The sequence below is a fragment of the Slackia exigua ATCC 700122 genome (assembly GCF_000162875.1).
GTDB classification, from domain to species: Bacteria; Actinomycetota; Coriobacteriia; order Coriobacteriales; family Eggerthellaceae; genus Slackia; species Slackia exigua.
On record NZ_GG700630.1, the window covers coordinates 1,073,086 to 1,096,867 of the forward strand.

17 protein-coding genes are annotated in these 23,782 nt (G+C 63.1%); 7 read left to right on the forward strand and 10 right to left on the reverse strand.

The window, feature by feature from the left end; all coding sequences use genetic code 11:
- Positions 1-60 precede the first annotated feature (60 nt).
- The 4 genes from HMPREF0762_RS04660 to HMPREF0762_RS04680 form a co-directional block, all read right to left on the reverse strand.
- Entirely contained in the window at positions 61-645 is a 585-nt protein-coding gene (locus tag HMPREF0762_RS04660; protein ID WP_009077420.1) for a 4Fe-4S dicluster domain-containing protein, read from the reverse strand.
- Positions 646-657: 12 nt separating this feature from the next.
- Positions 658-3,150, reverse strand: coding sequence for a molybdopterin-containing oxidoreductase family protein (locus tag HMPREF0762_RS04665; protein ID WP_040619038.1), 2,493 nt, complete (start codon positions 3,148-3,150; stop codon positions 658-660).
- Between the two features lie 315 nt (positions 3,151-3,465).
- On the reverse strand, positions 3,466-4,647 hold the full coding sequence (locus tag HMPREF0762_RS04675) for a class I SAM-dependent methyltransferase (RefSeq protein ID WP_006362331.1): 1,182 nt from the start codon (positions 4,645-4,647) through the stop codon (positions 3,466-3,468).
- The gene (locus HMPREF0762_RS04680; protein ID WP_281269787.1) at positions 4,648-5,289 is read right to left on the reverse strand and encodes an NUDIX hydrolase; all 642 of its coding nucleotides are present in this window, start codon (positions 5,287-5,289) and stop codon (positions 4,648-4,650) included.
- Between the two features lie 286 nt (positions 5,290-5,575).
- Between HMPREF0762_RS04680 and HMPREF0762_RS04685 the strand changes: the two genes are divergently transcribed.
- From HMPREF0762_RS04685 to HMPREF0762_RS04705, 5 genes are all read left to right on the forward strand, one after another.
- On the forward strand, positions 5,576-6,235 hold the full coding sequence (locus tag HMPREF0762_RS04685; RefSeq protein ID WP_006362333.1) for an HAD family hydrolase: 660 nt from the start codon (positions 5,576-5,578) through the stop codon (positions 6,233-6,235).
- Between the two features lie 186 nt (positions 6,236-6,421).
- Positions 6,422-7,627 carry a diphosphate--fructose-6-phosphate 1-phosphotransferase gene (locus HMPREF0762_RS04690; protein ID WP_006362334.1) on the forward strand — a complete coding sequence of 402 codons (1,206 nt, stop codon included), beginning with the start codon at positions 6,422-6,424 and terminating at the stop codon, positions 7,625-7,627.
- A 12-nt stretch (positions 7,628-7,639) separates the two neighbouring features.
- On the forward strand, positions 7,640-8,599 hold the full coding sequence (locus HMPREF0762_RS04695) for an EamA family transporter (RefSeq protein ID WP_006362335.1): 960 nt from the start codon (positions 7,640-7,642) through the stop codon (positions 8,597-8,599).
- A 233-nt stretch (positions 8,600-8,832) separates the two neighbouring features.
- A complete protein-coding gene (locus HMPREF0762_RS04700; protein WP_245935502.1) occupies positions 8,833-9,906 on the forward strand; it encodes a glycosyltransferase family 2 protein in 1,074 nt (357 codons plus the stop codon).
- Between the two features lie 31 nt (positions 9,907-9,937).
- Entirely contained in the window at positions 9,938-11,113 is a 1,176-nt protein-coding gene (locus tag HMPREF0762_RS04705; RefSeq protein ID WP_115314219.1) for a lysylphosphatidylglycerol synthase transmembrane domain-containing protein, read from the forward strand.
- Between the two features lie 192 nt (positions 11,114-11,305).
- On the opposite strand, the gene HMPREF0762_RS04710 is transcribed toward HMPREF0762_RS04705, so the two are convergent.
- The 4 genes from HMPREF0762_RS04710 to HMPREF0762_RS04725 all read right to left on the reverse strand — a co-directional run bounded on the left by HMPREF0762_RS04710 (position 11,306) and on the right by HMPREF0762_RS04725 (position 17,591).
- Positions 11,306-14,041 carry a heavy metal translocating P-type ATPase gene (locus HMPREF0762_RS04710; RefSeq protein ID WP_006362338.1) on the reverse strand — a complete coding sequence of 912 codons (2,736 nt, stop codon included), beginning with the start codon at positions 14,039-14,041 and terminating at the stop codon, positions 11,306-11,308.
- Positions 14,042-14,157: 116 nt separating this feature from the next.
- A complete protein-coding gene (locus HMPREF0762_RS04715; RefSeq protein ID WP_006362339.1) occupies positions 14,158-14,484 on the reverse strand; it encodes a metal-sensing transcriptional repressor in 327 nt (108 codons plus the stop codon).
- A 267-nt stretch (positions 14,485-14,751) separates the two neighbouring features.
- Complete coding sequence (locus HMPREF0762_RS04720; RefSeq protein ID WP_006362341.1) at positions 14,752-16,416, reverse strand: NlpC/P60 family protein; 1,665 nt, start codon at positions 16,414-16,416, stop codon at positions 14,752-14,754.
- A 77-nt stretch (positions 16,417-16,493) separates the two neighbouring features.
- Positions 16,494-17,591, reverse strand: coding sequence for a tyrosine-type recombinase/integrase (locus HMPREF0762_RS04725; RefSeq protein WP_040619040.1), 1,098 nt, complete (start codon positions 17,589-17,591; stop codon positions 16,494-16,496).
- Positions 17,592-17,683: 92 nt separating this feature from the next.
- Between HMPREF0762_RS04725 and HMPREF0762_RS04730 the strand changes: the two genes are divergently transcribed.
- On the forward strand, positions 17,684-21,799 hold the full coding sequence (locus tag HMPREF0762_RS04730; protein ID WP_006362343.1) for a SpaA isopeptide-forming pilin-related protein: 4,116 nt from the start codon (positions 17,684-17,686) through the stop codon (positions 21,797-21,799).
- A gap of 14 nt (positions 21,800-21,813) precedes the next feature.
- Here HMPREF0762_RS04730 and HMPREF0762_RS09395 read toward each other — a convergent pair whose 3' ends face one another.
- Together HMPREF0762_RS09395 and HMPREF0762_RS04740 are read right to left on the reverse strand one after the other, a co-directional pair.
- Positions 21,814-22,314 carry a nucleotidyl transferase AbiEii/AbiGii toxin family protein gene (locus tag HMPREF0762_RS09395; RefSeq protein WP_245935503.1) on the reverse strand — a complete coding sequence of 167 codons (501 nt, stop codon included), beginning with the start codon at positions 22,312-22,314 and terminating at the stop codon, positions 21,814-21,816.
- A gap of 315 nt (positions 22,315-22,629) precedes the next feature.
- On the reverse strand, positions 22,630-23,271 hold the full coding sequence (locus HMPREF0762_RS04740) for a type IV toxin-antitoxin system AbiEi family antitoxin domain-containing protein (RefSeq protein ID WP_245935504.1): 642 nt from the start codon (positions 23,269-23,271) through the stop codon (positions 22,630-22,632).
- 96 nt (positions 23,272-23,367) lie between these two features.
- Between HMPREF0762_RS04740 and HMPREF0762_RS04745 the strand changes: the two genes are divergently transcribed.
- Complete coding sequence (locus HMPREF0762_RS04745) at positions 23,368-23,619, forward strand: hypothetical protein (protein WP_006362348.1); 252 nt, start codon at positions 23,368-23,370, stop codon at positions 23,617-23,619.
- Positions 23,620-23,782: the final 163 nt, after the last annotated feature.

The following is a 23,782-nucleotide window of genomic DNA, read 5'->3' on the forward strand; positions in this document are numbered from 1 at the left end:
GCGAGAGAGCCTGGCCAGCGGAATGCCGAAGCGCTGCCGGCATTCCGCTGGCCGAATACCCTATCGGGAGGTGGGAACGGATCGCCAGTAATAGACGTTCGGCGCCGTGCCTTCGTGTTCCAGATAGCGCTCCACGTCCTTGCCGGAAACGATCTTGGAGACCTCGGATTCCGGATCGTCCAGATCGCCCACGACGATTGCGCGATTCGGGCAGCACAGCTGGCACATGGTGGTTTCCACGCCGTTGGACAGACGGTGGACGCACATCTCGCATTTGTCTGCCACGCCCGCATCGGCATCGATTGCACGAGCATCGTACGGGCAGGCCGATACGCACGATGCGCAGCCGATGCAGATATCTTTATCAACCACGACCACGCCATCTTCGCGCTTCGACGTGGCACCCACGGGGCACACCTCTATGCAGCTCGGCGTATCGCAATGCTGGCATGGCACGGGGCGCCACATGAATTCAAGCTTCGGGTACGATCCCGTCGGCGTATCGAGCACCGTGGTGCCTTCCGCGTTCAGCACACGAATCCTCTGCAGGTCGTCGGCTACCTTGTTTTCCATCTTGCAGCTTATGGTGCAGGTGCGGCATCCGACGCAACGATGCAGGTTGATTGCGAAAGCGTACGTAGTCATCCCTCGCACCTCCTATGCCTTCTCGATTTCGACCAGATTGTCGTACGGAGCGAAGTTCGTTTCGAAGATCGCATCCTGTACCGGATTGAGCTCCATCTGAAGCAGATCTCTGTAGTGCCCTTCGGGGAAATCCCTCGGCCACCAGCCCTGACGCTGGTTCACGCAGCCCGGCTTGATCTCTTCGGTCACCAGAGCCTTCACCTTGTACGACCCGCGTTCGTTGAAGACGCGCACCATATCCCCCGTCCGTATGTCGCGCTCGTGCGCATCGTAGGCGGAGATCTCTATCCACGGCTCGGGAATGACCTCGCGGATCCACGGTAGATTCACGTGCTGCCCATGGGTGGTGTACACGGTGCGCGCGTTCATGAAAGTCAGCGGATAATCCCCCGCCATCTTCTTGCGGTTGCTTTCTATGGGCTCGTAGTAGGTGGCGATCTCCTCGCCGAAATCGGTCAGGCCTTCGGTGTAGATCTCCAGTTTGCCCGACGGGGTCGCATAGCGCTGGCTCGTGAAGGGGATATACGGGTCGTCGAAATTCGCGCGTACGACCTGCTTCTCTTCAAGCTCGTCGAAACTTACGGTATTGAACTCGGGAGCGGCGTTTCCTTCGATGGCGAACTTGCGCAACCAATCCTTCACGTCATGCTTCCACGAGGTCTCGTCCTTGATCCCGAAGCGCTCGGCGAGCATCTGCCCCACTTCGTAATCGGTCTTCGCTTCGTACAGCGGAGGAATGACCTGCTTCCTCATCTGAAGGTAGAAATTCGACCAGGAGCTGATGACCTCGCACGGCTCCTCGTAATACGAGGTTATGGGAAGCACGAGGTCGGAAAGGTCGGCCCCTCCGTTCATCATCTGCTCGGACGTGATGATGAAATCGAGCTGAGGCAATACGTCTTCGATCATCTTCACGCCTTCGGGCATCTGCGAGCCCCATCCGTAATTGTTGAACCAGACGAGCTTGACCGGATGCGGCTGCTGGCTCGCCACGAGATCCATCCACTGCGTGCCTGGAAGAGGGGTCGCTGCATGACCGGGACGAGGAACGACTCCTTCGGGATTCACGCTGAACAGGATGCGCATGAGGGTGCCTCCCGCCCAGTTGACGTTCGCGTGGGGCTTTCCCACGTTGCCGGTTATAGCCGCCATCTGAATGGCTGCGCGCGTGGGAAGATGCCCGTTCCAGTATCGATTCGTTCCCTGGCTGATCTGCAGCTTGCTCGGCGTCTCCTCGACGTAGATGCGCGCGAGCTCGACGATGTCCTCGGCAGACACCTCGCATATCGCGCTTGCCGATTCGGGATCGTAGTCCTTGACCGAGTCGACGATGAGCTGGAAGGCTGGAACAAGGCTGCGCTTCACGCCATCGAGCTCGACCTCGTAGCTGCCCGTGAGAGCCGCGTTCTTGGGAACCTCGCACGCTGCAGGGACCTCGCCTTGAACGGTCACCGACGGGTAGGCGGGCTTCAGCGCGTCGTCGAGAGGCGCGACCTCGGCCACGGATTTCGCAGACGCATCCCACACAAGATAGTTCGCACCCGACTTCGCAAGTTTGCGGGTTTCGGGGTCCACAAGGAAAGCGCCGTTGGTATACGTCCTGATGTAGTCGCTGTCGTATGCCTCGTCCTTGATGATGCAATGCATCATGGACATCATCAAGGCGGCATCGGTGCCGGGACGGATGGGAACCCACCAGTCCGCTTTCGCCGCCGTTCTCGAGAAGCGGGGATCGACGACGATCAGACGGGCGCCGGCCTCCTGGGCATCGAAGACGAAGTGCATCTCCTGCTTGTTCGTCTCTGCATAATTGCAGCCGAACATGATGATGGACTTAGAACCCACCATGTCTTCCCAGCCCGCGGAGTCCTGCTGTATGCCCATGGTCGGCATCCAGCCCATATTGCAGCCAAGGTCGCCCATGATGCCGAAGTTGGTCCACTGGGTTCCATCGTAGGTGTTGGCCATCATGGCCGAATAGCATTGGGGAATGATGCCGTAATTGCCCACCATCGTGAACCAGGAATTCGCGGTGGGGCCGTAATGCTCGATGTTGTAGCTCATCTTCTCGTAAATGAGGTCGATTGCCTCATCCCACGAGATGCGCTGCCATTCCCCCGCGCCGCGCTCGCCTATGCGCTTCATGGGGTACTTCACCCTGTCAGGCGAATACACGCGCTGCATCGCATTCGAAATGCCGCCCAGACAGATGCGATTATAGTTCGTGTCGGGAAAGTCCGCCGGCTCGACCTTGATGATCGTGTCGTCCTTCACGAACGCGTTGATGCCGCAGCTGCCCACGCAATTCGGCGCGCAGGTGCATCGCGCGACCCTGTCGTGGTCGGGCTGCGCCATGCCGGTCGCCGGCGCCTTCTCCTGGTTGGACCCCGCGGAACAGGCCGTAAGCACCGATGGAGCGATGGCTCCGATACCGGCCGCGCCCGCCAGCTTCAGGAAGCTTCGACGCCGCAGAGACTTCGACCCATCCTCTGTGTTTCGAGACATTGGTACCCCCTTACCCTCGAACTTGATGAAGGGGAAGAGAAGCGTCCGCATGGGGCGGCCTTCAACCGATAGGCAACCCCTTGCCCGTTTCACGACGTCCCTCCCCCTGTACGTCAAGCCTCACTATGAGAGCCGCGGAGAACGCCTTCAAGAGGATTGCGGTTTTTACGATTTTCCGTCAGACCTGGTTGGGATCATGAGGACACGCGTCTGGACGACGATGCAGAACCTGACCGAAGATTTCCTGGACAGCAGCCTCTTATCGCGAGGCCCTTTCTAATGAAAAGCCTCGCGACACGCCGGGCTAAAGCGTCCTTACGCCCTGGTCGCGATGTAGCAGCAATGGATGCGCGGATTGCGCTCGAAATCGTGCGGGATGGTCCGCTTCGTAATGTCCTCCAGCGCCACGCCGGCACGTGCCAGCCCCTCGAGATCGGGGCGGAAATTGCGCAGGTTGCAGCTGAACACGACCGTGCCGCCCGGCGCCAGCATGCGTACCGCATATGCGAGCAGGCGCACATGGTCGCGCTGCACGCTCCATGTGTTCTTCCCCATGGCCTTGGAATTCGAAAACGTCGGCGGATCGACGAAAATCAGATCGTACACCCCGCCGCGCATGCATTCCTCTTCGATCCAACGCAGCACGTCGGCTCTCACGAATCGATGCTCGGGCCCATCGAACCCGTTCAACGCCATATTCTTCCGTGCCCATGCAAGATAGGTCTGCGAAAGGTCGACGGTCGTCGTGGCCTTCGCACCGCCCGCGGCCGCATGCACCGTCGCCGTGCCCGTATAGGCGAACAGGTTCAGGAACCGCGTGCCCGCAGCCATTTTCCCCACCATGACGCGCGTGTCGCGATGATCGAGGAAGATGCCGGTATCCAGATAGCTTCCCAGATCGACCTCGAATACATGGCCTGCCTCCTGCGTGTAGGCCACGCAGCTTTCCTTCTGCTGATCGACATACTGCCCGCCGCCGCGCTCGTGCCTGCGCGTCTTGGCGAACACATGCTCGGCCGGAACGCCCAGCGCGACCGGCACGATGCTCATCACATCAGCGAAACGCGCCTGGGCACGTAAGGGGTCGATCGTCTTCGGCGCCTGATATTCGGCCACCACCACGTAGCTTTCGCCCGCGCTCTGCCGCACGCCGTCGTACCGATCGATCGCCACCGAGAAATCAGGCAGGTCGGCGTCGTAGATTCGATAGCACGACACCCCCGACTTGGCGGCCCACTTGCGACGCTCCTTGGCGACCTTGCGCAGGCGGGCAGCGAACTGATCGGCGCCTTTGTCGCATACGGGCACCTTCGCATCCCGCCCCGTCGAAGGGTCGGGCACGACGATCTCGCCGATGCGCGACACCGGGCATTCGAGAGCGGCATCATGTGCGAATGCAGCGGTGCTCGATGCGGTGCCGTCGGGGTTTTCAAGGCCGCCGATCTCCCTGCCGTCCTGCGCGGCACCGGCCGTTTCCCTGGTTCTTTTCTCCGTCATTTACCCCACCAGCCCGAATGCCGTCATGCCGAGCACGATCTGCGTACGCACGCACATCGGATCGGCGCATGCTTCAAGAAACGACGGAATGTCCGCCCGCGCGAGCTCGAACGCCTCGATGAATTCGGTCGGCTCGGTATGGGGCTCTCCCGCCCTTTCCACCAGCGCGAACACCAAGGCCACGCTTTCGTCGGTCACGCCAAGCGTCGAAAACCCGGGATGCGCGAACCTGAATGCCCGTGTCGGCGTGCCGTCGGCCTCGCGCACGAACGCATAGCCGGTCTCTTCCCGAAGCTCGCGATCGGCGGCCTCCAGGATGTCCTCGCCCGGCTCCACGAGACCGGCGGGAAACGCGATCGTCCATGCATTCACGGGGCATCGGAATTCCCGAGTCAGCACGAAGGCGCCTGCGCGCGTCACGCCGACGATGCAGACGGCATCGCCGTCTCCTGCAACATCCTCGCCCGCAGCGGCAGCGTCAAGAGCGGCGCGATAGACGGCGTCCTTCTTGCGCGACACCGTCTCATAGGTATGCACGCTTCCGTCAGGCAGCTCGAAATGCAGGTCGAATTTATTCAGCCAGCCAGGACTCAGCAGATCCGCCTTCATGAGCCGCGGCGTTTCCCCGCCCTTGAATTCCATGCGCACGCACGCCTCCTCGCATCGATTCGCTTTCCCGCCATTATCACCCACGAACGCCGATCGGCCGACGGCAACGCGGCCGTGCGAAGAAGCTATGATCGCGCGGGCCGCCGACAGGCTCGAACCCCCGACGCGGATGACGCCGTGCACGGCAATCGTAATTTGATGCATCATCAGCTGGAAGTTTGATGCATCAAATTGAATGATGAGGCATGAAAAGCTCTCGGGCGCCACTGCGATGCGATGCCGTACAATCTTCCGCACGCACCCGCATAGAAGGAGCCCCATGCGCATCGCCGACCTGCCTATAGACGTCCGCGGCATCATCTTCGACCTTGATGGCACGCTCTTCGATTCCATGCCCTATTGGGAAAATCTTGGCGAAGATTACCTGCGTTCCCGAGGCAAGACGCCCGCTCCTGATATCCGCGCGCAATTCAAACGTCGCACGCTCGAAGGCTCCGCCGCCTACATGAAGGAAGCCTACGGCCTTGAAGAGCCCGTCGAAGAGGTGATTTCCGGCATCGTCGCCGGCATCGAACGCCCCTATCGCGAACTCATCCCCCTCAAGCCCGGCGTGCGCGAGATGCTCGACGTGCTGGACGGCAACGGCATCCCCATGGGCATCGCCACAGCCACCGACTACGACCTGGCGCGCGCCGCGCTCGAACGGCTCGGCGTCTGGAACCGCTTCGGCTTCCTGCACACCTGCGGAACCGTCGGCTCCGACAAGAACGATCCGCGTATCTTCAACCTCTCGCGCGAACGTCTGGGCACGCCCCTCTCCCAGACCGTCGTCATGGAAGATTCCCTCCATGCCATAGAGACGGCGAAGCGTGCGGGATTCCCTATCATCGGCGTGCTCGATCCGGCCGCCGAACGGGAACGCGAGCAGATCGTCCGGCTCTCGGATGCCACGATCGCGAGCTTCGTCGGGCTGTTCTGAGCCGCCTCTCTTTCCAACGACTCGACCTTCCGGCATGAAACCTGGCAGCAATGCGGAGGGTTTCCACAGGCATCCCGCACGCGGCTGCAACGCCGTATAATGGCACGTGCCTTGGGCACGAATACGCAGCCGTCTCCCCTCGGGCAGGCGGCGCGCACCGCATCGAATCCATAGAGGAGACCAACCATGAGCAACTGCCTCGTCGCGCAGTCGGGCGGCCCCACCGCCGTCATCAATGCCAGCCTCGCCGGCGTCATACGCGCCAACCAGCTCAATCCCGTGTACGACCGCGTCTTCGGCGGCATCCACGGCATCGAAGGCGTCCTTGACGGATCCCTGTACGACCTGACCGATCTTTCCGGCCGCGATATCGACATCCTCAAGCAGACTCCCTCGAGCGCCCTGGGCACCTGCCGCTACAAGCTCAAGCGCGGCGATGACAAGGACTACAAGCGCCTGGTGGAAGTCATGGATGAACACGGCATCGACGCGATGTTCTACATCGGCGGCAACGATTCGATGGACACCGTGGACGCCCTGTCCGAATGGGCCCAGGCCAACGGTATTTCCAAGCGCTTCATCGGCATCCCCAAGACGGTCGACAACGACCTCGTCCCCGTCGACCACTGCCCCGGCTTCCCGAGCGCTGCCAAAGTCGCCATCGAAATCACGCATGCCACCTATCTCGATTACGCCGCCTACACCCGTCCCGAAGTCTTCATCCTCGAAACCATGGGGCGCGACGCCGGCTGGCTGGCCGCGAGCTGCTGCGTTTCGGGCGACGTCGACCTGCTGGTCCTGCCGGAGGTCGACTTCGACGCCAAGGCGTTCCTCAACCAGGTTCAGAAGAAGATGGCGCTCAAAGGCGAATGCTACATCGTGGTGAGCGAAGGCGCCCACTATGCCGACGGCACCTACATCGCCGCAGGCAAAGCCGCCAACGACGGCTTTTCGCACGCCGTGCTCGGCGGCGCGGGCCAGGCGCTCAAGCAGATCATCCTCGATTCGGGCATCGCGCCCCGCGGCGTGGTGCAGGACCTGTCGCGCGCCGCGCGCTCCAGCAACTTCGCGCAAAGCCTCGTGGACGTGACCGAAGCGTTCGAACTGGGCATGAGCGCGCATATGCGCTCAGCCGACCCGTCGTTCACCGGCAAGGTCGTCGGCATCCGCCGCGCCTCCGCCGACGGAGCGTATAACGCCGAGTTCTTCGCCGGCCCCGCAAGCGAATTCGCGAACGCCGTCAGGAACTTCCCCGCCGAATGGATCCTGCCCGATTACCAGGGCGTGACCGAAGAAGCGCTCGACTACTTCCGCCCGCTCATCGAAGGAGAGCCCAAGCTCGTCTTCGAGGGCGGCCGTCCGGCGACGCTCGTCCCCTTCAACAAGCGCTAAGGTTGCTCGAGCGTGCACGAAGAGCCGCGGTCTCGAACCCGTCCCACCGCCTTCTACGCCGCCATCGTGTTCCTGGCGGGAGCATGCTATGCGGCATCGCCTCCGATCATCAAGGCGGCCGAGGCAAGCGGCTTCACGTGGCAGCAGACGACGTTCGCACAGTGCCTCTTCGGGCTCGTCCTGTTCGCCGTCGCCGCAGCCGGGGCGGTTGCGCGAAAGGCGCCGGGCACGCGCATAGACCTGCGCGAAGCGCTCAGGCTCGTCACGCTCGGCCTGATCACCTGCTCGGTCACGCTGCTCTACACATTCACGCTCTCGCTCGTGTCCGCGAGCATGGCGCTCACGCTGCTCTTCCAGTTCGTCTGGATGGGAATCGCGCTCGAAGCCATCCTCGCCCGTAGGCCTCCCAAGCCCGTCGAGCTCGTAGCGACGGCGTTCGTGCTGGCAGGAGCGTATCTTGGAAGCGGTCTCGCCGACGAAGGCATCGGCGCCCTCAGCATCGTCGGCTTTGTCGCAGGCGTAGGAACGGCCGCCTGCTACACCGCGAACCTCTTTCTCAGCGGACGAATGGGCGTCTTCACGAACTGGGCCGTGCGCGGCCTGTTCGTGAACATAGGCACGATGATTCCTGCGTTCATCTTCTGCCCCGCCTTCTTCACGTCCGGAGCCCTCGCGCACGGCATCGCCCTTCCGGGCTTTTCGCTCGGGCTCGTCGGGCAGCTGCTACCCATCGTGCTGCTCGGAATCGCCACGAAGCATCTTCCGGCAGGCCTTACGACCATCATGGCATCGAGCGAGCTGCCCGTCGGCATTCTGCTCGCCGTCCTCGTGCTCGGAGAATCGGCGACGCCGCTCAAAGTCCTCGGCGTCGCCTTCGTGCTCGCCGGCATCGCCATGACCCAGATCCCCGAGCTTGCGCGCATGAGAAAGACCCCCGAACGGAATGCTCCGGACAAGAATGCCATCGCCTGATGGATGGCGCGGGAATGCCGTCGAGCCCGCCCTTCGCAACCTCACGCGCGGGTAACGGATGCGCAAAAGTTCTATGGCTATCCGCGAATACCGCCTTGCCTTGCCCATAGCCGCGACATTTTCTATAGAATGAATCGATGCTTCGGGGGCGCATCTCATCATCCCAGACCACCGCATGCGGTTCCCCCCGAACGACCGAAACGCGAACGCATCAGGATACGGAGGGGCGCGTGGTGCATACATATGCAGCGACGGCCGCATCCGGCATGCCGGCCGCGCCTTCGACCCGCCCGATCGTCTCGTTCGTCGTACCCTGCTATAACTCGGCCGCCTACATGCGCACCTGCATCGATTCTCTCGTGCCCGCCCTCGATTGCTGCGAAGCCATCATCGTGAACGACGGCTCCACCGATGCGACGCTGGCCATCGCCCGCGAATACGAAGCGACACACCCCGATTCCATCCGCGTCATCGATCAGAAGAACGCCGGATGGGGCGGCGGCGTCAACAACGGGCTCGCCTGCGCGCGCGGGACGTATTTCAAGGTGGTCGATTCGGATGACTGGCTCGACGTTCCCGCATTCAATCGGGTCCTCGACGTGCTTAAAGCCCATGCCACGCCCGAGACCGCCTTCGACCTCGTGTTCTCGAACTTCGTCTACGACCATGTGACGGATGGGACGAAGCACGCCATCCGCTACGACGGCCTCATGCCGCAAGACCGGCCCTTCGGATGGGAAGAATTCGGAAAGCCGCGCATCGACCAGTACATCATGGTCCACGCAACCTGGTACCGGACCGATCTTCTGCGCGAAAGCGGCGTGACCCTTCCCACGAACGTCTGCTACATGGACGGCTATCTCATGCTGCATCCTCTGCCGCTCGTGAAGCGGCTCTACTACGTCAATGCGGACGTCTACCATTACCTGATCGGCCGCGAAGACCAGTCCATCGGCATCGAAACGGTGAAGAAGCGCATCGACCAGCAGCTTCTGGCCACGCGCCTCTGCATCGGCGATCACGATTTCAACCGCCTCAAGCAGCAGGACCCGCCGATGGCGGAACTCTACGCGCGCTACGTATCGGCCATGATGAGCGTATCGACCATCCACCTGTTCATGATCGGAACCCCTGAGGCGATCGCGAAGAACCGCGAGCTCTGGGCATACATGAAGCGAACCAACCCCGCCCTGCACGCGCGCGTCGCACGATCGCTCGCCGGCTTTGCGAACCGGCGCACCGCCTTGTTCCGCAAGGCCGCCGTCGCGGTATTCTCGTACGCGCAGAGGAAATACAAGTTTGCCTAGGCGGCAAGCTTTCGACAAAGGCCGGACATTCGTGAACGCGAGACGCACAGAAGACAACGCAAGGTCCTCATCGGGCGCGAGGCAGGGCTCTTCCCGCACGGATTTCCCTTCCGAGCCGCCGCGCATCACCGGCCGCCGTTTCAACGCCATCCTCATCGCGCTGGCCTTCGTGATGCTGTTCGGATACCTTTTCATCGCCGATGAAGGCCCTAAGACGCTCGAAGCGGTACGCCGGTTCAACTATTGGTTCCTGCTCGTCGCGTTCGCGGGAATGGCCGTCTACTGGCTGCTCGAATCCCTCTGTATGCAGATACTGGTCAACAAGCTGCATCCGGGGTTTTCGTTCCTCAAGACGAACGTCGTCACGATCATCGGGCAGTATTTCAACGGCATCACGCCGCTTTCGAGCGGCGGTCAGCCCATGCAGGCCTATTACTACCGCCGTCTGGGGCTTCCGCTCTCCGATGCCATGCCTATGCTGCTCTGCCGCTTCATCGTCTACCAGACAACCGTGACGCTCTATTCGTTCATTGTGCTCGCACTGCACTTCAATCGCATATCGTCGCAGATAGACGCGCTTATGGCGCTTGTCGTCGTCGGGTTCGTCGGAGGCATCGGACTCGTGGCCGCCCTGCTTGCGCTCGCGTTCGCGCGCAAGTCGACCACGCGGCTCGCGCTGTGGGTCATCGGCATTCTGGCGAAGATCAGGATCGTAAGGCATCCCGAACGCACCAAGGAGCGCGCGCTGCATTCCATGGACGAGGCCTACGACGGCGTTTCGTTCCTCCTGCATGAACCGAAGCTGCTCCTCAAGGTGTCAGGAGTCACGTTCGTGCAGCTCACTGTGTTCTTTTCGATATCCTTCGCCATTTATCTGGGCTTCGGGGAAACCGGAAGCGACATCCTGACCGTCATCACCTACCAGGCCTTCGTGTACATGATCTCGTCGTTCGTGCCGCTGCCCGGCGCGATGGGAGCCGCCGAAGGAAGTTACGTGGCGTTCTTCTCGTCCGTGTATTCAAGCAGTTCGCTCGTGGCGCTTTCCACCTTCATCTGGCGCCTGTACACCTTCTACCTGCCTATTGTCCTCGGCATGTGGCTGACGGTCCTGATCAATAACCCCGAAAGCCGTCTCTCGCGCATCATCGTCCGGCAGGACGTTCGTGCGGCCTTCAAGGATCTGAAGGTCGAAGGCCCCGAAAACTAATGAGGAGCCCGAGGGGCCGGCGCCAGGGCAGATTCCTCGCAGGCCGCATCTGCCGCGCGCAGGCAACCGGTCGACCCTGGAGGCCACATCGGCCATTCGCAGATAGCCGACCGGCGCCGGAAGAACGGACCGGTTCCTCGCGAACGGCGTGCGCCTGACTCCGGGCGATCCGGATCCCAGGTGATCTGGATCCTAAGCGATCGCCGCCTCGTATCCGGCATCGACGACGGCGTCGATGAGAACCTGATCGGCGACATCGGCGGAAAGGGCGACGGTAGCGCGGTTTTCTTCCAAGCTGACGTCGACCGACGCGACGCCCTCCACCTTCTCGAGCGCCTTCGTCACATGGGCGACGCAGTGCTGGCACATCATGCCTTCGACGTTCAGGGTCTTTTCCATGAGAGGTTCCTTTCCTTCCGATTCGTGCGCAGGTTCGTCGCCTGCGCGCTTCTGAACGACCGCATTGCCCGCCGATACCCGGGCCTCACCATCCATCGATGCTCGAATCGCGTCGGTTTCGGTCGATTCCTCGCCTGAAGCGACGGCATCGCCCACGCGTCCCTGCATACGTGCATCCTCGGCATGCGGGGACGACTGCGGCGCCTGATCGGTAAAGCGCGGTTTCCACCTGCGCAGACGCAGGGCGTTGCCGACGACGGTCACCGAACTCACGCTCATGGCCGCGGCGCCGATCATCGGATTGATGGTCAGCCCTGCCCAGCTGAAGAATCCGGCGGCGATAGGGATGCAGATCACGTTGTAGATGAGCGCCCAGAACAGGTTCTGCTTGATCGTGCGAAGCGTCCGCCGGGAAAGCTGGATGGCGGCGGGCACGTCCATGAGATCGCTGCGCATGAGCACGATGTCGGCCGACTCGATCGCGATGTCGGTTCCCGCTCCGATGGCGATGCCCACATCGGCGCGGGCGAGAGCGGGCGCATCGTTCACGCCGTCGCCGACCATGGCGACTCGGCCTTGATCGGCAAGGCGCGCGATTTCCGCGGCCTTGTCCTGGGGAAGCACGCCGGCGATGACCTCGTCGACGCCCGCCTGGCGCTGGATGGCGGCGGCGGTGCGTTCGTTATCCCCGGTCAGCATCACGATGCGGATGCCCATGGCGGAAAGCTCCCGAATCGCGCGGGCGCTCGTCGGCTTGATGATGTCGGCAAGCGCGACGACGGCCTCCAGGCGTCCTCCGCGCGCGAAGAACAACGGGGTCGCGCCCTCGTCGGCGAACGATGCCGCACGAGCGGCGAAACCTTCGACCGGAACATCATGCGCATGCATCATCGCAAGGTTTCCCACCAGACATGACGCCGATCCGATCTGCGCACGCACGCCCTGGCCCGGCACCTGCGCGAAATCGTCGACATCTACGCCGGATGCGTCGATGCCCTTCTCGGCGGCGTATGCGACCACCGCCTTGCCGAGCGGATGCTCGGAACGCTGCTCGATGGCGGCAATCGTGCGCAGCGCCTCTTCGACTTCCACGCCTTCGGACGTCAGGAAGGCCTGCACGCTCGGACGGCCGACCGTGATGGTTCCCGTCTTATCGAGCACGACCGTCCGCACGGTGCCCGCGATCTCGAGCGATTCGGCCGATTTAATGAGGATGCCATGCGTGGCGCCGCGCCCCGTGCCGACCATGACGGCCGTCGGGGTGGCCAGGCCGAGCGCGCAGGGGCAGGAGATGACGAGCACGCTGATGGCGAAGTTGAGCGCACTGGAAAACGGAGCGGCCAGCATGATCCAGACGAAGAGGACGAGCGCCGCGAATCCGATCACGACAGGCACGAAGACGCCGGCGATCTTGTCCGCCGTATTCTGGATCGGCGCCTTCGACCCGGTAGCTTCGTCGACGAGCGCGATGATGCCCGCAAGGACCGTGTCGTCGCCGGTGCGGCGGACCTCCATCGTGAAATATCCCGCGACGTTCAAGGTCGCACCCGTGACCTCGTCGCCCGCAGCCTTGTCCACCGGTACGCTTTCGCCGGTAAGGGCGCTCTCGTCAAGGGAAGCGCTGCCTTCGATCACCACGCCGTCGAGAGGCACGCCTTCACCCGCACGCACCACGAGCACATCGCCTATGCGGACCTGCTCGACAGGGACGACCTCTTCAACGCCGCCTTTCAAAACCGTGGCCGTCTTGGGTGCAAGGTCCATGAGCTTGCTCACAGCGTCGGTCGTGCGGCCTTTCGCACGGGCTTCGAAATACTTCCCCAGCGTGATCAGCGTCAAGATCATGCCCGCCGAGTCGAAATAGAGTCCCATGAAGGCATCGTGCGCGGCCTCCAGATCGCCTGCGCCCAGGGAAGCGGCCATGACGAACATCTTCCAGATGCTGTAACCGGTGGATGCCGCCGCGCCGAGCCCGATGAGCGAATCCATGTTGGGAGCACGGTGGAACAGGCTTTTGAATCCGTTGCTGAAGAACTTGAAATCGACGAAGATGATCGGGGCGACCAAGACGAGCTCGGCCAGGGCCGTGACCATCATATGCTCGCGGCCAAGGAAGACGCTCGGAAGAGGCCAGCCCATCATATGGCCCATGGCCAGGTAGAACAAGGGAATGCAGAAGACGAGCGAGGTAATGAGGCGCATGCGCATGCGCTTTTCCTCGGCAGCGGCGCGCGTGGTCGCGGCCTCGTGCGCAAGCTGCGCGGTGCTCTTCCCGCCGGTCGACGCGGACGCAGAAGCCTTGCGCCGAGGCTCGGCCCCGTAGCCCGCCTTGTCGACCGAAGCGGCGATGCGCTCGTTGATGCGCGCGACGTCCTCGGGCGAAAGATCCGGGGCGTATTCGACTTCCATGCTGTTCTTCAGCAGATTCACGGACACGTCGGCCACGCCTTCGACGGCGCGCGTGCAGGTATCGACGCGTGCCGAGCAGGCTGCGCACGACATGCCCGTCACATCGAACGTCTGCTTCATATCCTGCCTTCTTCCTCTTGGCCGGCGAGACGGCCCCGACCGGATCGGTGCGCCTGACGATTCGCTCGCTGCAGCGAAGGGATCGTCGGCGAGCCGTAGGTGCCGGCGAGCCGCGGTTATTTGAACGTGCGTATGAGATCCATGACCTCGTCGAGCACGTCCGTGTTGCCGGCTTTGACCTGCTCGACGACGCAGGTTTCCAGATGATCGTGCAGGACGAGCTCCGATACGCGACGCACAGCGGCCTCTGCAGCCGCGAGCTGCATCAGCACGTCGCCGCAGTAGCGGTTGTCGTCGATCATATTCTTCACGCCATTGAGCTGGCCGATCGCACGATTCAACCGCTTCTTGAGGTCCTCTTGGAACTCAAGGCTCCGCTCGGTGTCTTTATGCCGGCACCCGCATGCATGGGTGCTTGCGGCGTGTTCTTCTTCATCGGCCATGCGCGTTCTCCATCTACGTCGTTGTTACCCCATAGGGGTATATGCGCACTATACTCCTAGCGCGAGGCATTCATGGGAACGACACGGAGAGCGGCTTGCGTCGCAGGTCGATAGGCGGCAGGGCACTTTTGACGCGCCATAGGAGCCGAAGACGTTGCCGAGAGGCGTACGCGCGGCACGCTGCCAGGAGCATGTGCACACCACGCCGCCGCCAGGCACGCACGGCCTTGGCGAAGAAGGGCTCGACGCCGGCGGCTGTCGGGATGGCTATTCTCCGTACACGTACGGCCTTCGTGCGATGGAGAATACGTTAGGACCGGTCACGACGACGTTATCGGCCGAACCCGAGCAATGCACCACTTCCCGCGGCGTACCGTCGTCATTCACGCTGAGCACGATGCCCACGTGATTGAGGGCCCCTGCGTTCGTTCCCGCCAGGAAGAGAAGGTCGCCTGGTTTGACTTCGTTCCACTTGACAGGATAGGAATTCCCGATCTGCTCGGAGGTTCCCGTCCCGATGTAGCGTGCTGCAGCGGGATCGCCCGCCGCATTCACGAAGGCCCACTCGACGAAGCCGGAGCAGTCAAGTCCTATGGGCTCGATCGAACCGGTGGCCGTGCTTCCCGCGCTCGCGACGATACCCGGGCTTCCCCAGCTGTCGTTCCAGCCGACCGCCCGGCTCTTGCCTCCCCAGAAATAATCCACCTTGCCCTCGAGGGACAAAGCAGCTTCGAGAACCGCCCTGCGGCCATAGGAAATCCCGTCAGGAATGCGTGCATCGATGGCCGAAAGCTCGTCTTCCGTGAGTTTCGAAGAGATCGCGCCCTCCAGCATCGTGCCGACCCCGGCACCGGTATCCGCATCGGACAGATTCTGCGCACGAGCTATCTCTTCGTCGGAAAGCCCCAGCGACTTGCCCGTCTCGGAGAGGCTCAGCATTTCCGCCTTCAGTCCGCCCGAGGGCGATGCAGTGACGCGGTTCGCAGCCCAGTAGACGCTGCCGAGGAGTTCGGCGTCGGCGGCGGAATCTATCGTGACGCCGTAAGGAAAGCCGTCGGTCTCGCCGCGCATGACCGCGTAAATCGCGAGGACATCGCGCTCGCCCGCGATACGCGCGTCGCGAAAGCCCGGCATAATACGGGTTGCCGCAAGGAAACGAACGGACTCCGCATCCTTCTCGAGACCTATTTCAAGCAACCGCATCTCCCAAGCGGTCGAAAGGCTACCCCGCAAGTCGACGTTTCCCGACGTCGCCCATGACGGAACGGCATAATCGATATTCCATGTCTCGGACACGCGCGAATCTTCGTGCTGGCCATCGGTCGTTTCACCCCGCTCCGAGCGCCCGCCGGCCCCGTGCGTATCCGCCGATTCGTCTCCGGGTCCTTCGACAATGGAAGCGCTGGGCTGATCCGTGGGTTCCGACGGCTCGGCAGGATCTTGAGACGGAGCCTGCGGCTGGGCATCGGAGCTCGCACCGCCTCCGGAATCGCCCTCGGGCGCAGGCTTCTTCTCATCCGAAGCTCCGTTGTCAGGCGCAGGATCCTTTTCCGTCGATCCCTCGTCGGATGAAGGCTTCTGCGCGGCGGGATCGTCGGCGGGCTTCTTCTCGTCATCAGGAGCAGCGCCGCCGTTCGAAGGCCCGTTATCCGGAGCCGTCGCGTCCCCGTCTGAATCGGCCGTCGCGTTCCCCTCGGGCTGGCCAGCCTTTTCGTCAGATGCATCATCCGCCGCAGCCTTCTGGCCGTCGGTCGCCGCAGGCGCCTCGGCGGTATCCGGATCTTCATCCGCCGCAGAAGCCGCGACCTCGGTCGGGGAGACCGCCGCATTGTCGGTATCCGCAGACGCGACCACCGTATAGGCTGCCACGAGAACCAACGCAACCGCCGCAATGAAGAACGCGGCCGAGATCCTCCATATACGCGGAACCATATACCCTCCCCAACCTGGATATGCCGTCCAATCGCCGACATCGCCGCGGCGCCGAAGAAACCTAGAATGCCTCGACGTTAACTTACAGAAAAACCCATGCGAAGGCACGGGCCTGCTCCGTCAACCTTTGATACGGCTTCGGATGCCAAAGCCGTCAACGCCTTCCTTTGCCAGGCCGCGTCATCGAATGCGCGCTCTATCGCGCCTGCCGCCCGGCGCTTCGCTTCCGGATCGGCCTCTGCATAGATATTCAGCGTCATCGCGACGTTCGCATGCCCGAGAAGGCTCGCCACGGTACGGACGTCCACGCCCGCGCCGACCATGAACGTCGCGAAGGTATGGCGCAAATCCCGAAATGTGCATTCGAAACCGTTGTCGCGGCAGAATTGAGCGAAATCCCTGCCCAGTCGATCAGGGTTATAAGGTTGATCCCCCGATTCGCCCGCACCGACGATATAACCGTCCGCGGAAGCGCTGCCCTCGCTCCGATTCGCTTCTAAAAACGCACCTTTCAGCCTTCCAAGGGCCTCGTTCGTGTCGCTCGCCAGAGGAATGGTGCGAATGCCGCTCAACGACTTGGGCTCCTTGATGTAGAACCCTCCCTCGGCGTTGCCGAGCGCCCTGCGGACGGTGAGGGTTCCTCGGCTTGAAAAATCCGACCACTTCAGAGCGCACACCTCGCCCCTCCGCATGCCTGTCGTCAGGGCGATCTCGATCGCGAAACCAAGAGGGCTATCGTCCTGCCTGGCCAGATAGAGCATCCGAGATCTTTCCGCACGATCCAAGGCGATGAAGCGCGATCGTATCTGCCTGGGAGGCTTGCAGAAGTCGCAGGGGTTCTTGTCGATCGCTCCTTGACCGACAGCGAACTTCAACGCCTGGCTCAACAGACGGAACGCCTTGCTGCACGTCTTCGGGGCATAGCCGTCTCTGACCATCGACGCCATCCAATCGCTGACAGCCATCACTTCCATATCGGAAACGGTGCAGGTGCCGATATAACGCACGATGAGCCTCGCCACCGCGTGATAGTCCCGCACGGTCGACCGTTCGATGGCGCCGCTGCGTTCCTTCATACTTACGAAGAAGTCGATGTAGTCGCATATGAGCCGATCGCCGAAGGCCGTCTGTTCCGACATGCATACGCTGTGATTGACGATACCTGCTGAACCCATACCTGGTCTCCTTCCATACGCGCGGGAAGCGGGCATCCCCATCCTAGGAGAAGACGGCCGATACAAGGACGCAAGGCTTCCCGACCTGCGCGGTGACCTGGACGGTGGACTTCCATTTCGACGGCGGGACGTTCTCCATCGCCGGCGAGTCCTCGGTCCTGCTCTCCGAGGTCTTCTCCCGCCTGTCGGTGGGCCGCGAGGCCGCCGACGTCGTCTCCTGCGAGTTCAGCGACCCGGCCCTCCTTTCCGTGGAGCGGGAGGGGGGCGACTGGAGGCTGGCGTCGCTCGCGGCCTTCTCCACCGAGGAGAGGCTCGTCTGCGCGTTCCCGAACGGCGACGTGGTCGAGATCAAGGTGACCGACGCGCCCGCCGGCGGCGTCGCCGAGGACTACGTGCCGGGCACGGGCGAGGTCTCGGGCCTGAACGTGTCCAAGGCCACCGGCACCGCGCCCTTCGACGCGGACGACTCGGCGGGCAACGACTCCTCGGCGTCAAACGACGTCGTGCGCTCCTTCGACACGGTCTTCTACAACGTCGGCTACACGCTGAACCTGAAGGACCGCTACCAGGGGATGTTCTCGGGCTACAGGAAGGCGGGCGTCTACGTGAGGGCGACCCTGCCCCTGCCCAAGGAGCAGGCGGCCTTCGACCTGGACGCCATGCCCTGGCTCTCCGACGCCCGGGTGGACGACGCCGGCGCCGTCCAGACGCTCACCGGCCGCTACGACGCGGAGGCGGCCGCGGGCGACTGCGCCGTGCCCTCGACGGGGTCGGTGCGCTTCGCCGTCTCCATCAAGGCGATGGCGGACGGCGCCGAGGTGCGCCCGACCTTCGAGCTGTGGCTGGACGACGGGGACAACGAGAACCACGTCTCCGCCCCTGCGGAGACGCTGGCGCCCGCCGCCACCGCCGTGAGCGCGAAGGCCGCCTACGACGTGGACATCGAAGAAATCGGGATAAAGGATCCCGGCACCTTTGGGCCGGATTCTTACATCGTCAGCTATGCGGTCACCCTCAACGCCTCCGTTCCCGAGACGGAGAAGGGGATGCGCGGGATGTTCGTGGATATCGACGAGGCGTCCTTCGACATCTACGCCGGGTACTATTCGAAGTGCAAACCGGGCGTGTATCAGGACAACACGTCGTCGGCGACGCTGGGAGCCTACACCCCGCGGCTATACGACTACTCCCTGGTTCTGAACAACAACGCCACCACCGGTCAGTTGGGCAAAGATATGACCGTTATGAGCGGCAATGGCGATGCCGATATGGGCAGGCGCGTCCTCCCATACTCTTCCAGAGCGGAGAGCGGAAGCGCGGACAATGCAGCCATGAACTCGGGAGCGATGACGGCGACCCAGGGCGTCGGGACGCCCGACCAGAGGATTCGCGTCACCTTCTCGGGTATCGAGAACGACTATGTTTATCCGAAGGTAGCGGCGAGATCGGACCATCTGGGAAATACCGCCTCCCTGGGCAAAGGCAGCGCCATTCTCGCCTGCGGCGTCATCCAGGTGGAATATCCGAGGGAGAATATCCCGGGGGCTACCAGTTACTATGCAGGATCCACCGTATACAGGCATAGGTATTTGACCGCCTATGACGACCTCGCCATCCACACCTCATCAGGGAACAGCAGCATCACGGACGCGGATCCGGACAACGACACGTGCGAGCAGTACGGCTCCGTCTTGATAACCGCGCAGGGGAGCGGAACCCATATGCACGCGTATGACGTCAATGGAGATTGGATCGGCTGCCGATACAGCAGCACCAGCCAACACGAGTACATGCATCCCGGCGATAAGTTCTACACGGCCGTCTATGCCGGAAGCGGATACCCGGGGGTTGCCACATATGGAATGGACGGGCTCCTTTACTTCGACACGTCCATTTACGAGCCTCTGGCAGAGGATGGCGACGATTGCTTCACATTTTTATATGAAAACGGCTCAGACGCCAAGAAGGCGATCCAGAGCCAGAGCAGCGTTGAGCCGGGCGTTTCGGTGAAGCTGTACTATCTGCAGCTCCCAAATGAGTACATCGATTTCTTCACCCTGCAAAACTACCCCAGATACGAGTCTCTGAGCGAGGCGAAAGCCGCGGGCGTCACCTGCAACGCGGTATTCGTCGAGGCCAGAAGCAGTACGCCGTACTACAACTACTACACCCCGAAGGTCATCGTCCCATTCAAGATCCGGGACGATGCGCAGGCGACGCCTGCCACGGCGGTGGGGAATAACACGACGAGGTGGAATTGCATTACGCACCAGGCGATCATGTACGGCCAAGACGTAAGCGGCTATACCCTGAAAAACTATACGTCTCGTGACAGCTGGGGACCTGGCAACGGACATACCTACCTGAGAGTCTGGCCACCGCATGGCGGCCAATATACGCATCAAATCTACTATCTCTCGCCGGGGCGGGACGTCTACGGCAAATTCGTAGGCAGCGGTTCGAGCCATATACGACTCGAACCGTCGGGGACATGGTACCAAGATGCAGCTTACTTCGGCGGCTTCACGGCGATCATCAGGGACAAGGAGGTGTCCGTCGGCAAGGAGACCTCGCAGCGGGAATTCGGCAAGCCGCGGCATATCTATTTCGCAGGCAGCGGCGAGCGCTATGCCGATTACACGCTGTCTCCCGAACTCGCCTTCGCCGGCTCGTCGGTGCCGCCTGACCCGAAATACTCCACGGTCACCGTCACCGACACGTTGCCGGCGGGCCTGTCCTACCGTGAGGATAGCGCGTGCATCGGCGGCGCCTACGAGCAGCCCGCGGACCGGCACTCCCACGGAACGGTGAACGGGGGCACTCCGCTTGCGCCGGGAACAACCGCCACGGGGGTTGCCACCTCGGCCACCACGACGGGGGACGTCACGTTCACCGTCACTCCGAAGGCGGACGGCACGACGGAGCTCAAATGGGTCATCACCAACGTCCAGGCGGGGCAGGAGATGCCCAAGCTGTACTACGGAACCCGTATCGGGGACGAATCGAATCCCGCCGACGATGTCGCGGATGGCCAACAGCTCACCAACACGGCGCAGATAGCGTCGACGAGCAGCCAGACCGGGAATCAGGACAGCGAGCCCAGCTCGGCTTCGTGGACCATCAGCGTATTCAAGATGGACAGCGCCACGCTCTCCAAGCGCTCCCTGACCCCCGAGGTGGACGTGGGCGAGGACGTCTCCTACGCGATCGACTACGTCAACGACTCCGAGGGCGAGCTCGACGGCGTGGAGATCCTCGACGTGCTGCCCTACGACGGAGACCTGCGCGGCAGCTCCTTCCACGGGAGCTACGAGGTGGCCTCCGTGACCGTCGAGCGGCTGGGCGGCGCGGCCGGCAGCTACGCCCTCTCCTACACCGAGGACGCCTCGGTGCGGGGCCATGAGGGCGACCCGTTCGGCATCTCGCCCGCCCCGGCCTGGACGGCGGCCGCCGCGTCCGAGTCGGGGAACGTGACGACGTTCGCGCTGCCGGCGGGCGCGTCGCCGACGATGCTGAAGGTCTCGGGGGAGGGCGTCGGCGCCCACGCCCGGGCCAGGATCACCGTGACCCTGCGCCCGGCGGGCAACGCCGGCGGAGACGTGTACGCCAACGACGCCGCCTACGGAGCGCCCTCCGTGCCCGCGCCCGTGCTCACGGCCTCGGCCGACGCCCGGGTGGTCGCCTCCCAGGCCCCCTTCTCCTTCGTGAAGGTCGACAGGGACGGCGCGCCGCTGGCCGGCGCCGCCTTCGAGCTCTACGCCTGCCCGGCGGGCTGCGACCACTCCCTGTGGCCGCTGGCCTCGGCCGCCTCGGAGGCCGCGGGCTGCTGGGTGGTCTCGTCGCCCTTCAGGCGCGCCGTCTCGGGCGCCGACGGGACCGTGGACTTCGGGACGCTGCCGGCGGGCGCCTGGATGCTCGCCGAGACCGAGGCGCCCGCGGGGCTCGCGGTCCCCTACGGGCAGTGGCTCGTGGAGGTCGACCCCAAGGCCGACCCGAAGGTCAGGATCACCGCCCACGCCTCGCCCGCCGGCGACATGCCGCCGGCCTTCAGGCCCGGGCCCGGCGCCGGCGCCCTCGCGCTGCCCAACTACCCGAACGTCTCCATGCCCAAGGCCGGGGGCCGGGGCGCCCTGGCGGCGACGGCCGCGGGGGTCTGCCTGCTCGGCGCCGCGGCCGCGCTGGCGCTTTCGCGAAGGAGGCGGGCGTAGGGGGCGACAGTCCGTCAGCTCTGCACGATTCTCTCAACTAGCTCGTTCGCCCATGTCACTGCGAGCTCGACATCGCCGACGACGTCGAGCTCGCCCGACTGCTCACGGTACAGGTCGTTCCAATCGGCACTTCCATCGATCTTCGGTGGCCAGGATTGCATCTGGCGATAGGCGAAGAGGCGCTCGCAGACAGAGCGGGTCTTCGCGTAATCGACGTCGCACCCTGCCACGAGCAGTTGCAGATCGATGAGGTCGTGCGCGCGTTTGCTGCCGGGCTCGCTCAGCCCGTGGAGTTTCTGGGCTATCTGGTGGGAAACAGGCATGAGGGGAACGGGACCGGGGCTGGGCAGCCCGATGGACTCGAACATCTCCACGATGAAGCGGGGAAGGCAGGGGTCGGGCTCGTCGGCATCCCCTATCTCGTTGTGGCCGACCTCAAGGTCGACGGTTACCCAGGGCTTGCCGTTGTAGTCGAGCTTTACGGCAAACGGCTGCATGACGTAGGCTGCAGGCACCCCCCTCGGGCGACGCCGGTTCGCGTGTCACGACGCGGCCGGTGAAGCCCTCCCAGCCTTCGGCAAGCGAGTTCCGGAGGCGTGCGATCCAATCCTCCAGATCTGACGCCCTCGCGACGTCGAGATCGGTGGTGTAGCGTGTGGCGCCCTCGCCGAGGCGGAGCTTTATGGAGCTGCCACCCTTCACGGCACCGTCGGGAAGCATCTGGCCGACTATGACGTTCGCGATGGTAGCTCGGACCCTCGTGAACGAGCGACCGCGCCCGAACGCCCTCTCTATGGCAACGTCGAGGTTCCTCCTGCTGTTCGGCTTCTTCATGACCCCTCGACTTCTTCTATCAGCCTGCCGTACTCCACCTCATCGACGTAGCCCTCGCGCCTAGCGGCCCCCGCCGCCTGCACGAGCCTCTCGGGCATCATCCTGCCCCTGCAGGCCCGTATGGCAGCTTCGGCTGTCTGAGAGGATATGCCGTCGTAGGCCGTCGTCCCCATCCCGTCCCCGCGTTCCACGACGAGCCCGTCAGGAAGCCTTCTGCGGATGCGCCCAGGAACGGCAACATGGAGGCGGCTCGGGTTGGTGGGCGCAAGGCCGAGCATAGCGATCACGGATTCGCCGAAAAGATACGCCCCAGGCCCGGCGAGAGCGACCGCGAGCGCGTAGGGATCATTTTCCTCCGGAACGCGCCTTGCCAGACGGTAGAGCCCGTGACCGACCCTCTCGAGGCGTCCGCGCCTCGCGTATTGCACGAGCTCGTTGTTGGTGACGCCGAGCTCCGCCGCGCGCGCGGACGTGATGAGCCCGTGGCTATCGACTGCCTCCTCGTATATGTCATCGAACTTTGTCATGCCAATAGTATAACGAAAACATAATAGTATTGCTGCAAAGGCTATCGACGGACTGTCATGCGGAACGCCTCGTCTCTCCCCGCAAGGCTTCCCGGGAATCGCCTCGAACATCGGCCCTTCCCTGCAATTGTGCATAATCCGTCGATTGGCATCTGCAAATAGACGGCAGAATCCGTCATTCTATCTCGCCGCATCCATCCAACGCATGTGATAGGAACGTTCCCACGCATCATCGAACGTGTAGACGGCAGCTGGGCGACCATTGAGATCAAAGTGGGGTTGGACAAGGTCGACGAAGCCGTCGCCGGTCTTACGCGCCTGCGCGGCAAGGCGTGCGCCAACGAAAAAGCCGAGGTGCCCGAGCCATCGTTCATTGCTATCATCACCGACGTAAGCGAGACAGCCTACCGTCGCAGCGATGGCATCTACGTCATCCCCGTTCGAGCTCTGGAGGTATAAGGTCCGGCGACGCAGCTGCAGAACGAACGAAAGCATCTCCTGACTTGCCTAATATGGTGCCCTCCACGGAAACGCATCCGTCTCCCCCTACGCCCGCCTCCTTCTCGACAGCGCCAGCGCGGCCGCGGCGCCGAGCAGGCAGACCCCCGCGGCCGTCGCCGCC

Coding starts and splice junctions, on each gene's coding strand:
- HMPREF0762_RS04660 (WP_009077420.1), bottom strand. CDS start 645: ATGACTACGTACGCTTTCGCAATCAACCTGCATCGTTGCGTCGGATGC.
- HMPREF0762_RS04665 (WP_040619038.1), bottom strand. CDS start 3,150: ATGTCTCGAAACACAGAGGATGGGTCGAAGTCTCTGCGGCGTCGAAGC.
- HMPREF0762_RS04675 (WP_006362331.1), bottom strand. CDS start 4,647: ATGACGGAGAAAAGAACCAGGGAAACGGCCGGTGCCGCGCAGGACGGC.
- HMPREF0762_RS04680 (WP_281269787.1), bottom strand. CDS start 5,289: ATGGAATTCAAGGGCGGGGAAACGCCGCGGCTCATGAAGGCGGATCTG.
- HMPREF0762_RS04685 (WP_006362333.1), top strand. CDS start 5,576: ATGCGCATCGCCGACCTGCCTATAGACGTCCGCGGCATCATCTTCGAC.
- HMPREF0762_RS04690 (WP_006362334.1), top strand. CDS start 6,422: ATGAGCAACTGCCTCGTCGCGCAGTCGGGCGGCCCCACCGCCGTCATC.
- HMPREF0762_RS04710 (WP_006362338.1), bottom strand. CDS start 14,041: ATGAAGCAGACGTTCGATGTGACGGGCATGTCGTGCGCAGCCTGCTCG.
- HMPREF0762_RS04715 (WP_006362339.1), bottom strand. CDS start 14,484: ATGGCCGATGAAGAAGAACACGCCGCAAGCACCCATGCATGCGGGTGC.
- HMPREF0762_RS04720 (WP_006362341.1), bottom strand. CDS start 16,416: ATGGTTCCGCGTATATGGAGGATCTCGGCCGCGTTCTTCATTGCGGCG.
- HMPREF0762_RS04725 (WP_040619040.1), bottom strand. CDS start 17,591: ATGGGTTCAGCAGGTATCGTCAATCACAGCGTATGCATGTCGGAACAG.
- HMPREF0762_RS04740 (WP_245935504.1), bottom strand. CDS start 23,271: ATGTTCGAGGCGATTCCCGGGAAGCCTTGCGGGGAGAGACGAGGCGTT.